Consider the following 12,730-nt stretch of genomic DNA (forward strand, 5'->3'; position numbering starts at 1 on the left):
GTTCCGCGATGGCCAAGTTATCCACAGGATTTCGGAAGTCACTGGCCCGGATTTCTCCTGAAGTGCACGCTCAAGGCGCACCGGTCGATTCCGTACGGTGCATCGGCGAGAACGGAGAGTGTGCCGTGAACGAGGCCCATGTGACGGTGGTCGGCAATGTCGCGACGGAGGTGAGCTACGGGGAAACCGCCGGCGGGGTGCCGATGGCCAACTTCCGGCTCGGCTGCACCGAGCGCCGGTACGACCGGCAGCGCGAGTGCTGGGTGGACGGCGAGACGCAGTGGGTGACGGTGACGGCCTGGCGGGCGCTGGCGGTGAACCTGATCGGCTCGCTGGCGAAGGGCGATCCGGTGCTGGTGAGCGGTCGGCTGCGGGTGCGGGAGTGGGCGGAGGGGGAGGCGAAACGCAGTCGGGCCGAGATCGACGCCCGATCGGTCGGACACGACCTCACCCGCGGTACCTCGGCGTTCCGTTGGGCGACCGGGGTGCGCGGGCAGCCCCCGGGTGGCGCGGGCCGGGCCGGGCCGGAGGGCGGGGGCGAGTCGGTGCCGGAGTGGATCGTGAGCGCACTGGAGGCGCGCAGGGCCGCCGCGGTCGCCCTGGCGCCCGGTCCGCGGGCGTTGCCGGCGGGCGCGCGGCCGCCGACCGGTGGGCAGGGCGAGGCGTCCGAGGGGGAGTCGGGGGTGGCGGATCGGGGTGACTGATCGGGTACCGAACTGACCGGTCGGTGACCCTTCTCTGTCGACAAATATGTTGATCGAGAAGGTTGTTGCGCCCGCACGCGCAATCCGACCGGATAACGGAAAGTCGGGTGAGAATTTTCTGGCCGACCGTCAGCTTGTGTGGATCCTGAGAGGGTTGATAACGATACAGATACGGAATCGTCCTGATTTCGCATGGGGGTTTCGGGGCCTCTGGGGGTCAATAGGATTCGTCAGGTTCATACCCGCAGCAGTGCCACACCGGGCACGCGCGGCACGGCAAGTCGGCAGGCTGTCCCCATCGGGTGTGGCCTGTCCCGGAGGGATCCCAGATGTTCCAGAGGCAGGGGCGGAGTCTGTCCCGGATAACCACTGTCATGCTCACGACCAGCTTGGCGCTGGGCGGAGGCCTGTTCGCGGCCGGTGCGGCGGTCGCGGCCGACACCCCGGGTGCGGGTGTGACCGCCGTGGTGCAGAACACCATGCTCGGCGAGAAGATCAACGTCGAGGGCGAGGGCACCGTCGACGGCGGTCTCTTCACCCTCAAGACCGCCGACGGTGAGCTGCAGACGTACTGCATCGACTTCGGCTTCCCGGTGGACATCCGGAAGAAGATCCAGTACCAGGAGTCCGACTGGGCCTCCAGCTCCCTCGGCGACAAGAACAAGGTCGAGGCCGCCGCCAAGATCCGCTGGATCCTGGAGAACTCCTACCCGCAGGTCAAGGACCTCACGGCGCTCGCCAAGGCCGCCGGTGCGGCCGCCCTGAGCCCCGAGGCCGCCGCCGCGGGCACCCAGGCCGCGATCTGGAAGTACTCGGACAACAAGAACGCCGTCCCGCAGGACGAGAACGCCAAGAAGCTGCGCGACTACCTGACCGGCGCCGCCAACAAGGGCATCGCCGCCGAGCCCAAGCCGTCGCTGACCCTCAGCCCGGACTCGGTCTCCGGCAAGTCCGGCGCCAAGCTCGGCCCGTTCACGCTGAACTCCAGCGCCTCCGAGGTGAAGCTGGCCGTCAGTGGCGACGCCGCCGACAAGGTCAAGCTGCTGGACAAGGACAACAAGCCGGTCGGCGCCTCGCTCGCCGGTCCGATCGCCAAGGACACCCAGCTGTTCCTGGACGTGCCGGCCGGCACCCCGGACGGCTCGGTCACGGTGAACGCCAGCGCCTCCACCGTGGTGCCCAGCGGCCGTGTCTTCCTCAGCAAGGGCTACACCCGTGAGGAGCACAGCCAGACCATGATCCTGGCCGGCTCCAGCAAGCTCAACGTCGCCGACGCCGCCAAGGCCACCTGGAAGCAGGGCAAGGGCGCGCTGATCGACAGCACCGCCAAGGTCGAGTGCGCCAACGGCGGCGTGCGCGTCTCCGTCACCAACGGTGGCGACGAGGCCGGCACCGTCACGGTCGGCAAGCAGCAGCTGACCGTCCAGCCGGGCAAGACCGAGAGCGTGCTCGTCCAGGTCGCCGAGAAGACCGGTTACGACATCACCGTCACCGGCCCGAACGGCTACAGCCGCGAGTTCAAGGGCGTCCTGGACTGCAAGACCGGCACCGGCACCACGCCGACCCCCGGCCCGTCCACCCCGGCCCCGTCGGGCACCCCGACCGGCACCCCGTCGGGCACCCCGAGCACCGGCGCCGGCCACCCGACCCCGGCCCCGACCAGCACCGCCCCGGGCACCGGTGGCCTGGCCCAGACCGGTGCCAACGACTCGACCCCGATCCTCGCCGCCGTCGCCGGTGGCCTGGTCGTGGCCGGTGGCGCCGCCGTCTTCGTCCTGCGCCGTCGCGGCCGCCACGGTCGCACCACCGCCTGACCCGCTCCACGGGCCCCGAGGCGATGACCGCCTGAGGCCCTGAGACAGAGAGGCCCGGCCCCCCGCTCGCTGCGGGGGGCCGGGCCTTTGTGTCGACGGGGGGCCGAAGACCGCCCGGGGATACCCCCGAGGGGCACCCCGGCGGTTCGGGGCCCGCGGCCGGGTGCGGCACAATGGAACGCTGCAAGCCGAATACTCCCGACGACGCCGGAGCGATCTCACGTGGCGGAATACATCTACACGATGCGCAAGGTGCGCAAGGCTCACGGAGACAAGGTCATCCTTGACGACGTGACGCTCAGCTTCCTCCCCGGAGCGAAGATCGGCGTCGTGGGCCCCAACGGTGCCGGTAAGTCCACCGTGCTGAAGATGATGGCCGGCCTGGAGCAGCCCTCCAACGGCGACGCCTTCCTGTCGCCCGGCTTCACCGTCGGCATGCTGCTCCAGGAGCCGCCGCTGGACGAGTCCAAGACCGTCCTGGAGAACGTCGAGGACGGCGTCAAGGAGATCAAGGGGAAGCTCAACCGCTTCAACGAGATCGCCGAGCTGATGGCGACCGACTACTCGGACGCGCTGCTGGACGAGATGGGCAAGCTCCAGGAGGACCTGGACCACGCCGAGGCCTGGGACCTGGACGCCCAGCTGGAGCAGGCCATGGACGCCCTGGGCTGCCCGCCCGGCGACTGGCCGGTCACCAAGCTCTCCGGTGGCGAGAAGCGCCGCGTCGCGCTCTGCAAGCTGCTGCTGGAGGCCCCCGACCTGCTGCTGCTCGACGAGCCCACCAACCACCTGGACGCCGAGTCGGTGAACTGGCTGGAGCAGCACCTGGAGAAGTACAAGGGCACCGTCGTGGCCGTCACCCACGACCGGTACTTCCTCGACAACGTCGCCGAGTGGATCCTGGAGCTCGACCGCGGCCGCGCCTACCCGTACGAGGGCAACTACTCCACGTACCTGGAGACCAAGCAGTCGCGTCTGAAGGTCGAGGGCCAGAAGGACGCGAAGCGCGCCAAGCGCCTCAAGGAAGAGCTGGAGTGGGTCCGCTCCAACGCCAAGGGCCGCCAGGCGAAGTCCAAGGCCCGTCTGGCCCGCTACGAGGAGATGGCGGCCGAGGCCGACAAGATGCGGAAGCTGGACTTCGAGGAGATCCAGATCCCGCCGGGCCCGCGCCTGGGCAGCGTCGTCATCGAGGTGGAGAAGCTCAACAAGGCCTTCGGCGAGAAGGTCCTGATCGACGACCTCAGCTTCACCCTGCCGCGCAACGGCATCGTCGGCATCATCGGCCCGAACGGCGCCGGCAAGACCACCCTGTTCAAGATGCTCCAGGACCTGGAGACCCCGGACAGCGGCACGGTCAAGGTCGGCGAGACCGTCAAGATCAGCTACGTCGACCAGAGCCGCGCCAACATCGACCCGAAGAAGACCCTCTGGGAGGTCGTCTCCGACGGTCTGGACTGGATCAACGTCGGCCAGGTCGAGATGCCGTCCCGCGCCTACGTGTCGGCCTTCGGCTTCAAGGGCCCGGACCAGCAGAAGCCGGCCGGCGTGCTCTCCGGCGGTGAGCGCAACCGCCTGAACCTGGCGCTCACCCTCAAGCAGGGCGGCAACCTGCTGCTCCTCGACGAGCCCACCAACGACCTCGACGTCGAGACGCTCTCCTCGCTGGAGAACGCCCTGCTGGAGTTCCCCGGCTGCGCCGTGGTCATCTCCCACGACCGCTGGTTCCTGGACCGGGTGGCCACCCACATCCTCGCCTACGAGGGCGAGAGCAAGTGGTTCTGGTTCGAGGGCAACTTCGAGTCCTACGAGAAGAACAAGATCGAGCGGCTCGGCGCCGACGCCGCCCGTCCGCACCGGGCCACGTACAAGAAGCTGACCCGAGGCTGACACCCAGTCGACACAACGGCCCGGCAGACTGCCCTCCGGGGCGGCCTGCCGGGCCGCGGCCCGTCGCCACCGCCCGTCGCCTCCGAGGGGACGGCGGCGGGCGACCGGAACCGAGGAGAACACCCGTGGCCCGCCACATCTACGCCTGCCCACTGCGCTGGTCCGACATGGACGCCTTCGGACACGTCAACAACGTGGTCTTCCTGCGCTACCTGGAGGAGGCCCGGATCGACTTCATGTTCACCCAGGCCGCCGCGGCCGGCGCCGGGGAGTTCGCGGGCGGCTCGGTGGTGGCGCGCCACGAGATCGACTACAAGCGCCCGCTGGTGCACCGGCCGCACCCGGTCACCATCGAGACCTGGGTGACGAAGATCGGCGGCGCCTCGCTGACCGTCTCGTACGAGATCAAGGACGTCGCCGAGGACGGCACCGACGTCGTGTACGTCCGGGCGTCCACCGTGGTGGTCCCCTACGACCTGGCCGAGGGCCGGCCGCGCCGGATCTCGCCCGTGGAGCGGGAGTTCCTCGGCCGCTTCATGGACGGGGCCGCCGCCGACGAAAAGGCCGCGGCCGTTCCCGCCGCCGTCTGACCGCCACGTGATGATTCGAGCTGAGCTGCGTTGACCGTCACCGCCCGCCTCGCCCTGACCGACGCCGGGGAGGCCGCCGACCTCTCCGCCTTCCTGCTGCGCCTGCTGCGCTTCGACAAGGCGGCGGCCGTCCGCCTGCAGGCGGTGGGGCCGGGCGCCGAGGACGGCGTGCTGGCGGTCTTCGGACGGCTGCCGCTGGGCGGTTCGGGCGCGCTGGCGATCCGCACCGCGCGGCTGGGCGGCCTCGACGAGCCCGTGGACCTGACCGTCTCGGCGGGACAGCTGCTGGACGGCGTGGACGCCGAGGAGGGCACCGTCGCGCTGCCCGCGCCGGTGACCGGCCCGGCCTGGGCCGGGCTGCTGCCGCCGCGCACCGGCTGGCGGCCGGTCGGAGCCCCGCCGGTGGCCGAGGTCTACCCCGAACTCATGGCCGGGGTGGGGGAGTTCCGCGAGCGCAGCGAGGCCGTGCCGGCGCACCACCGCACCCGTGCGGTGCTGGACGCGCTGGCCGACGAGATCTGGTCCCGCCCGGTGTCCGCGCTGCCGGAGCTGCCGCTGCGGGCGGTGCACGCCGCGTACGTGATGGGCTTCCTGAAGCCCGGCGCCCCGGTGTCCGTGCACCGGGCGGGCGGCTGGCTGCGGTTGAGCGCCCCGGCAGGCTCGGTGGCGGTGCGTACCGTGGCCGCGCCGGGCGCGGGTCTCGGGCTGAGCCCGATCGGCTAGCGCGGAGTCGGCCGGCCACCAGCCCGGCGGACCAACGGGCAAATGGGCCAGTGGGCCAGTGGGCCAGTGGGTCAATGGGCCAACGGCCAAGCAGGCCAACAGGCCGGCGCGGCCATCAGCCCGCCGGCCCGTCGGGGTGGCTCAGCCCTCGGTGTTGATCATCGAGGCCGCGGCGTAGGCCAGGTACTCCAGCAACTGCCGCTCGTGGTCGGCCGGCAGTTCCAGGCTCGCGACGGCCGCCCGCATGTGCTTCAGCCAGGCGTCGTGGGCCGCGCGGTCGACCTTGAACGGCGCGTGCCGCATCCGCAACCGCGGGTGCCCGCGCCGGTCGCTGTAGGTGCGCGGGCCGCCCCAGTACTGCATCAGGAACAGCGCCATGCGCTCCTCGGCCGGGCCGAGGTCGTCCTCGGGGTACATCGGCCGCAACAGCTCGTCCTCGGCGATGCCCTCGTAGAACCGGTGGGCCAGACGTCGGAAGGTCGGCTCACCGCCGACCTGGTCGTAGAAGGTCTCCTCGCTCAACGTGCCCCGCCGGATCTCTCTCACCCGACCATGGTCGCAGACGCCGACGGGGTCGTACACCAGGACCAAAGGCGTGGGTCCCGGGGCGTACGACCCCGTCGGGCTCGACCGTCAGCGGTGGACGGCCGGAACGGTCGGACGCATCAGGCGTCTTCCCACTTGAAGAGCTTCCAGGCGACGCCGGTCAGCACCGCCGCGAAGAGCAGCAGTCCGCCCATGGTCGGCAGGGCGTCCATGACGCCGCCGCCGCGGGTCAGCACCGACTGGGCGGATTCGACCAGGTAGTGCAGCGGCATCACCTTGGAGACGGCCTGCAGCCAGCCCGGAGCGCCGTCCAGCGGGAAGAACGAGCCGGACAGGAACGACATCGGCAGCACGATGACCTGCGAGATGCCGTTGGCCGCCTCCTCGGTCTTGGCGACCGAACCGGCCAGCAGGCCGATCGACATGAAGGCGAGCGTCGCGCAGGCCACCAGCGGGATGATCAGCCACCAGTTCCCGGTGAGCTTGAGCCCGAAGAAGCTCGTGGCGACCACCAGGAAGACCGCGCTCTGCAGGAGCGCGGTCAGCAGCGAGACCACGACCCGGGAGCTGACGACCGTGCCCGCGCTGATCGGGGCCAGCCGCAGCCGGCGCAGCACCTTGGTCTTGCGCCAGTTGACCAGCGTCAGCGCGGCGCCGAACACCGCGCCGGTGGCGACGGCCCAGCCGAGCAGGCCGGGGGTGAGGAACTGGATCGGCTTGAGCGACTTGTCCTCGACCTGCTGGGCGTCCAGCACGTAGGCCGGTGGCTGCCCGGTGGCCGCCTGGTTGGCGCTCTGGACCACCGAGTTGAGGATGCCCTGGAGCGCGCCGGCCCGGACGGTGTCGGCGGCGCTGTAGCGCAGCTGGACCTTGCCGTCGGGGCCCTGCTCGATCATCGCGTCGAAGTCGCCCTTGCGGACCTTCTCCAGCATGGCCGACTCGTCGTCGGTCCGGGTGATCGTGAGGACCTCGTTCAGCCCGGCCCGGGCGTCGCCCTGCATCGAGTCGAACAGCTTCACCGCGCCGACCTGCGCCACCTTGGCGTGCGGGCTGCCGGAGCCCTTGGTCACGGTGCCGAAGAAGACCAGGAACACCAGCGGGAAGAGCAGGATGAAGAAGGTCGCGGTGCGGTCGCGCTTCATGCCGAGCAGCATCGCGCGGGACAGGCTCCAGAACGCGCTGACCCGCTCCCGCTCGCCGGCGGCGGAGACCGGACCGCCCCGCTGCGCGGGGACCTTCGGTTCGGTCGGGGTGGTGGCGGTCATGCGCGGAACTCCCGTCCGGTCAGCTGGAGGAAGACGTCCTCCAGGGTGGCGCCGCGCACTTCGAGGCCGCGCAGCGCGTTCTGCTCGGCCAGGACGCTGAGCACCGGGGCCGGAAGGCGGGTGGAGACGGAGAGCGAGACGGTGTCGTCCTCCAGGTTGGCGATGTCGGCGCCGGCCGCGGTCAGCAGCTCGCGGGCCCGGTCGACCGGCAGCTGTCCGGAGGCCACGCTGATCCGGACGGTGTCGTCGATCTCGCGGATCAGCGCCGCCGGGGCACCGGTGTGCAGGATCTTCCCGTGGTCCATGATCGAGACCCGGTCGCAGAGCACCTCGGCCTCGTCCAGGTAGTGCGTGGTGAGCACGACCGTGCGGCCCTCGGCGTTGATGTCGCGCAGGAGGTCCCAGAGGTTGCGCCGGGCCTGCGGGTCCAGACCGGTCGTGGGCTCGTCCAGGAAGACGAGCTCCGGGTCGTGGGCCAGTGCGCAGGCGATGGACAGGCGCTGGGCCTGGCCGCCGGACATCTGGTCGGTCAGGGTCTCGGCCTTGTCGGCCAGACCGACCCGCTCCAGCATCGCATCGGCCCGCTTGGGGCCGACCCCGTAGAACGACGCGAAGGTGCGGATGGTCTCCCGGGCCGTCAGTTTGCGGAAGAAGGCGGAGGCCTGGAACTGCACGCCGATGCGCGGCAGCAGTTTCGGATTGCGCGGCCAGGGAGCCATCCCCAGCAGCTCGACCCGGCCCTCGTCCGGTTCCCGGACGCCTTCCAGGATCTCCATGGTGGTGGTCTTCCCGGCGCCGTTGGGGCCCAGGATCCCGTAGAACTCGCCGGCCTCGACGGTGAAGGAAACCCCGTCGACGGCCTGCACATCCCCGTACCGCTGACGGATGCCGTCGGCGGATATAGCTGCAGTCATGTGCCCTGAGAATAGGGGTTCCGGAGAGCCCTGTGCACACCGGGGAGCGGGATTTGCGGATCCTTTGAGGAACGGGGAACGACGGCCGGGCCGGGCGGAGAGTCGAATTCCGCCCGGCCCGGCCGGAGTTGTCGCTGACGGACCCTCAGGGAGGCGTCAGGCGCGGTGCACCGTGATGGTCGTCCAGGCGCCGACGTGGATCCGGTCGCCGTCGTTCAGCGGCACCGCGGTGTGCGGGGCGATCGGCTCCGCGCCGCCGTTCACCGTGGTGCCGTTGGTCGAGTCCTGGTCCACCAGGACCCAGCTGCCGTCCGCCTGTTCGGCGAGCAGCGCGTGCTGGTGCGAGGCGCCCGGGTCCTCCGGCGGCACGGACAGGTCGATCTCCGGCACCGTGCCCCGGTGCTGGCTGCGCCGACCGATCCGCAGCTGGCCGCGGCCGGTCAGCGGGATCCGGCGCTCGGGGCAGTACGGCGGGAAGAACAGGCCGGCCGCCTCGGGGCCGCTGCGGGCCATCATGTCGGTGAAGTAGTCCCGGTCGGCCGAGACCACGGCGATCCAGGTGGTCCGCACCGGCTCGGCGGGGGCGGCCTCCTGCTGGGCCTGCTGCGGCGGGGCCAGGTGGAACGAGGTGCCGAAGTCGCCGCCGCGGTTGTTCGGGCCGGGGCCGGCCGGCTGGGCGTACACCGGGCCGGAGTCCTCGCGCACCGGGGCCTCGGGGAACGCGCCCTCCGGTGCGGGCACCTCGTGCCCGACGGCGGGCGGGTAGCCGTAGGTGTGCGGCTGCGCCGGGGTCTGCGGCTGGTGCGGGACGGGCGGGGCGACGGCGGCCTGCGGGGCGGCCGGGGGCTGCTCGTGCGGCGCCCGGCCGTACGGGTCCTGCGGCTGCTGCGGGGCGCCGCCGTACGCCGCCGGGATGTTCAGCGGCGGCGGCTGGGCCGGCCCGGGCGCGGGCGCGCCGACGGCCGGGGGCTGGCGGCGCGAGGGGGTGGAGAGGTCGTAGTCGTAGCCGCACTCCTCGCAGAACCGGCCGGTCTGGGGGCTGCGGCAGATCGGGCAGACCACCAGGCCCTCGGTGAGGCCCTGCGGCGCCGCGGGCGGCGGGACCGCCCCGGGCGGGGGGTAGGCGCCGGGGGCCGTGGGCCCGGGCGGCGGGTAGGCACCCGGCGGCGGGTAGGCCCCGGGCGGCGGGGGCACGGCCCCCGGCGGCATCGGCGGCGGGAGCGGCGGCGCACCGAAGGACGCGCCGCCGTGCTGCGGGTGCCCGGCGGGTGCGCCGGGCGCGGGGTCGGCGCCGGGCGCCCCCGGGTAGGCCCCGTGGGCGCCCGGGGTCGGGGCCGGCGGGGTCATGGGGAAGCCGCAGAAGTCGCACCAGTCCTCGGCCTGCGACTCGTGGCCCCTCGGGCAGATCGGCATCAGGTCCCCCTCGTTTCGGGCCGGCTGGGTGCGGCGTCGCGCCGGGGTGCCGGCCCGGTCACGTCTTCAGCGGTCACTTCTTCACACGTACCGTCTTGGTCGACCGGGTCTCAAGGGTCATCGAGTCGGCCTCGCTCACGTTCTTACGGAACCGAACGGTACCCTCCTTCGGGTCCACCACGTCCACCACCTTCTGCAGCAGCTTGTAGGTGCCCTCGTTCCCGGCCGCGTGTGCGATCCGGACGGCGGCGCCCAGCTTGGCGGTCGCGGTGTCGACGTCGCCGGCGCGGTGGGCCTCCAGGCCCTCCTGGATGGAGGAGGCGAGCTCGGCCTGCCCGGTGTAGTGGGCGACCTGCGGGCTGATCCGGGTGGAGGACGCCAGGTCGTCCGTCCACACCGCCTTGACCAGGCCCTGGCTGAGCACCTCGGGGGTGCCGCCGCCGACCTGCGGGGGCAGCACCAGGCTGATCCGGGCGGCGAGCATCTCGTTGCCGATGGAGGCGGCCGGGACCTCGACGCAGACGTGGTAGTCGCGGCTCTCGTCGCCCCAGGAGCCGGTGGGGTAGTCGCCGGCCCGGGGCCCGGCCTCGGCGCGGCGGGCGGTCAGGTCCTCGACCGCGGGGGCGACCTGCTTGACGAACTTGACCGCGGCGTTGGCCGGGGTCCAGATCCGCAGCGAGACGTCGGCGACCTGCTTGCCCATCGCGCCGGTCATCATCGAGCGGAAGTCCTCGGCCAGGCCCGAGGGCTCGGCGACGATGTCGACGGTGCCGAGCAGCGCCGAGGAGATCTTGCGCAGCTCGTCGATCCGCCAGTCGGTGCCCACGCCGCGGCAGTCGGCGGTGAAGTGTCCGGTGACCCGCTCGATGTTGCGGGCCAGGTCCTCGGCCGACTCGTGCTCGTTGTTGCCGTCGGTGAGCAGGATGGCGTGCCGGATGGCGATGTCGGTGCGGGTGAGGAACAGCTTGTCGGCCTTGGCGAGCCAGGTGCCCATGGCGGTGCCGCCGGCGGCGGTGAGGCGGCGCAGCGCCGCCTTGGCCTGCTCGCGGGTGCCGGGCGAGGCGGTGGCCAGGGTGCCGTCGCCGGGGTAGATGTCCTTGGCCTCGTGGGTGCCGGCGACCACGGCGAAGGCGGTGCCGTCGCGCAGCGCGTCGATGGCGGCGGCGGTGGCCTCCCGGGCGCCGTTGATCTTGGTCTTGGGGTAGTCCATCGAGCCCGAGCAGTCCACCAGGATCACCACGGCGGCGCCGGCCCCGGCCCCGGCCGGCCCGGCGTCGGTGATCCCGAGCGGGCGACCGCCGGAGGTGCCGCCACCGGTCGCGGTGACGGTGACGATGGCGTTGACCTCGCGGGCGCCGTCGGCCAGGTACTCGTTCTGGAAGATCTCCACGTCGAACCTGGGCAGGTTCGGCTTAGCCAGTGTTGCCATGGGGCGGTCGGCTCCCGTCGGGTGAGGGGTGGATGCGATCAGGACGGTGGGGCGGTCCGTCGGCCGGGCCGGCGGACCGTGGCGCCGTCCTGACCGGGCGTCCGGCGGACGCCCGGTCAGGCCGTCGGCGGGTGCGGCGGTTGCGGCGGGACGGGCGGTGCCACCGGCGGCGCGACCGGCGCGGCGGGCGGTGCCGGCGGAACGGCCGGGGGAACCGCCGGGGGTGCGGGCGGGGCCGGCGGTGCCGGGGGCAGCGGGGCGGCGGGCGAGCCGATCACCGGGATGTCCGGCAGGGTCGGTTCGTGGTCCTCGTCCTCCTCCGGCGCCGGTCGCGGTGTGATCACGGGCAGGTCCAGCGCCGTGGGGGTCTCCTCGACCTCCTCGACCCGGACGGCCGGCGGGTCGATCGGCAGCACGGCGACGGTGATGTTGTCGTGGCCGCCGGCGGCGACCGCGAACTTCACCAGGGTCTGCGCCGTCGCGAGCGGCTCGGTGCGGGCGTCCGGCCGGACGTAGTAGGCCAGGTCGGTGGCCGCCTCGGCGTAGTTCCACAGGCCGTCGGTGCAGATCAGCACCACCCCGGGGACGTGCGGGGTGAATTCGAGGGTGTGCGGCACGACCTCCTCGGCGTCGGCGCCGAGCCAGCCGGTGATGGCGTGCGCGCGCGGGTCGGCGTACGCCTCTGCCTCGCCCATCAGCCCGGCCTCGACCATCCGGGCCGCCCAGGAGTCGTCCTGGGTGAGCCGGAACGGCTCGGCGGCGGCGCGGTCGTCCGGGATCCAGTACGCCCGGGTGTCGCCGACCCAGCCGATGGTGACCCGGCCGCCTGCCGCTATCGCGCTGACGTAGGTGCAGGCGGGTGCGTTGAGGTCGGGGCGGACCGGGCCGGCGCCGTCGGTCGCCAGGTCGGCGACGGCCTTGGCGGCGTCGGCGATGGCCGTGCGCATCGCCTCGTTCGGGTCCCGGCCGGCCTCCAGCGAGGTCAGCAGCGACTCGGAGGCGGCGTCGACGGCGGTCGCCGAGGCCTCGTCCGGCCGGTCGGAGGAGGAGACGCCGTCGCACACCACGGCGACCACGACCGGCTCGCCGCCGGGCAGCGAACTCGCGGCGACAGTGAAGCTGTCCTCGTTACGGTGGTGGCGCAGGCCGCGGTCGCTGACCCCGGCGACGCCGGCGAGGGCCTTCTCCATGTGGTCGCGCGGGCGCGGCTGGGCGCCGCCGCAGCCCTCGCAGTAGCCGTCCGCGGTGACCTGCGGCTGCCCGCAGTGCACGCAGACCGGCCCGCGCTGCTGCGGTACGGCCTCACCCCGGGCGGCGGCCCAGCCCGCGGGCATCGCGCCCGGGGCCGTCCGGCCGTCCCGGTCGGCCCCGCAGGAGCCGCAGTAGGCGTCCTCCGGGTCCATCGGCTCGGAACAGCTCGGGCACTCGGTCTGCTGCGGCATCGG

Annotated in this window: 11 protein-coding genes; 5 read left to right on the forward strand and 6 right to left on the reverse strand. The window is 72.4% G+C overall.

All coding sequences use genetic code 11. The features are described from left to right. The first annotated feature begins 125 nt into the window (after positions 1-125). The 5 genes from ACIGG8_RS27680 (at position 126) to ACIGG8_RS27700 (ending at position 5,718) form a co-directional block, all read left to right on the forward strand. Positions 126-704 (forward strand): single-stranded DNA-binding protein, encoded by a 579-nt coding sequence (locus ACIGG8_RS27680; RefSeq protein WP_396551524.1) that lies wholly within the window; start codon positions 126-128, stop codon positions 702-704. A 374-nt stretch (positions 705-1,078) separates the two neighbouring features. Beyond that, positions 1,079-2,518: a Cys-Gln thioester bond-forming surface protein gene (locus tag ACIGG8_RS27685; protein WP_350521495.1), complete on the forward strand. Its 1,440-nt coding sequence runs from the start codon at positions 1,079-1,081 to the stop codon at positions 2,516-2,518. Between the two features lie 222 nt (positions 2,519-2,740). Then, entirely contained in the window at positions 2,741-4,405 is a 1,665-nt protein-coding gene (ettA, locus tag ACIGG8_RS27690) for an energy-dependent translational throttle protein EttA (protein ID WP_396551525.1), read from the forward strand. A 125-nt stretch (positions 4,406-4,530) separates the two neighbouring features. Continuing rightward, complete coding sequence (locus ACIGG8_RS27695; protein WP_396551526.1) at positions 4,531-4,995, forward strand: acyl-CoA thioesterase; 465 nt, start codon at positions 4,531-4,533, stop codon at positions 4,993-4,995. Positions 4,996-5,025: 30 nt separating this feature from the next. Next, positions 5,026-5,718 (forward strand): hypothetical protein, encoded by a 693-nt coding sequence (locus tag ACIGG8_RS27700; RefSeq protein WP_396551527.1) that lies wholly within the window; start codon positions 5,026-5,028, stop codon positions 5,716-5,718. 141 nt (positions 5,719-5,859) lie between these two features. Here the strand turns inward: ACIGG8_RS27700 and ACIGG8_RS27705 are convergent, their stop codons facing one another. From ACIGG8_RS27705 to ACIGG8_RS27730, 6 genes are all read right to left on the reverse strand, one after another. Then, positions 5,860-6,264 carry a globin gene (locus ACIGG8_RS27705; RefSeq protein WP_350521491.1) on the reverse strand — a complete coding sequence of 135 codons (405 nt, stop codon included), beginning with the start codon at positions 6,262-6,264 and terminating at the stop codon, positions 5,860-5,862. 119 nt (positions 6,265-6,383) lie between these two features. Further along, positions 6,384-7,529, reverse strand: coding sequence for an ABC transporter permease (locus tag ACIGG8_RS27710; protein ID WP_396551528.1), 1,146 nt, complete (start codon positions 7,527-7,529; stop codon positions 6,384-6,386). Continuing rightward, the gene (locus tag ACIGG8_RS27715; RefSeq protein WP_350521489.1) at positions 7,526-8,443 is read right to left on the reverse strand and encodes an ABC transporter ATP-binding protein; all 918 of its coding nucleotides are present in this window, start codon (positions 8,441-8,443) and stop codon (positions 7,526-7,528) included. The genes ACIGG8_RS27710 and ACIGG8_RS27715 overlap by 4 nt, the downstream gene beginning before the upstream one ends. A gap of 156 nt (positions 8,444-8,599) precedes the next feature. Beyond that, the gene (locus tag ACIGG8_RS27720) at positions 8,600-9,856 is read right to left on the reverse strand and encodes an FHA domain-containing protein (protein ID WP_396551529.1); all 1,257 of its coding nucleotides are present in this window, start codon (positions 9,854-9,856) and stop codon (positions 8,600-8,602) included. A gap of 73 nt (positions 9,857-9,929) precedes the next feature. After that, the gene (locus tag ACIGG8_RS27725; protein ID WP_396551530.1) at positions 9,930-11,285 is read right to left on the reverse strand and encodes a VWA domain-containing protein; all 1,356 of its coding nucleotides are present in this window, start codon (positions 11,283-11,285) and stop codon (positions 9,930-9,932) included. A 116-nt stretch (positions 11,286-11,401) separates the two neighbouring features. Continuing rightward, positions 11,402-12,727: a PP2C family protein-serine/threonine phosphatase gene (locus tag ACIGG8_RS27730; protein ID WP_396551531.1), complete on the reverse strand. Its 1,326-nt coding sequence runs from the start codon at positions 12,725-12,727 to the stop codon at positions 11,402-11,404. Between the last annotated feature and the right edge of the window lie 3 nt (positions 12,728-12,730).

This window comes from Kitasatospora sp. NPDC085464 (genome assembly GCF_044541955.1).
Lineage (GTDB): Bacteria > Actinomycetota > Actinomycetes > Streptomycetales > Streptomycetaceae > Kitasatospora.

Bases quoted from the DNA above. Each gene is read 5' to 3' on its own strand.
- ACIGG8_RS27715 (WP_350521489.1), bottom strand. From the start codon at position 8,443: ATGACTGCAGCTATATCCGCCGACGGCATCCGTCAGCGGTACGGGGAT.
- ACIGG8_RS27710 (WP_396551528.1), bottom strand. From the start codon at position 7,529: ATGACCGCCACCACCCCGACCGAACCGAAGGTCCCCGCGCAGCGGGGC.
- ACIGG8_RS27720 (WP_396551529.1), bottom strand. From the start codon at position 9,856: ATGCCGATCTGCCCGAGGGGCCACGAGTCGCAGGCCGAGGACTGGTGC.
- ACIGG8_RS27725 (WP_396551530.1), bottom strand. From the start codon at position 11,285: ATGGCAACACTGGCTAAGCCGAACCTGCCCAGGTTCGACGTGGAGATC.
- ACIGG8_RS27685 (WP_350521495.1), top strand. From the start codon at position 1,079: ATGCTCACGACCAGCTTGGCGCTGGGCGGAGGCCTGTTCGCGGCCGGT.
- ACIGG8_RS27730 (WP_396551531.1), bottom strand. From the start codon at position 12,727: ATGCCGCAGCAGACCGAGTGCCCGAGCTGTTCCGAGCCGATGGACCCG.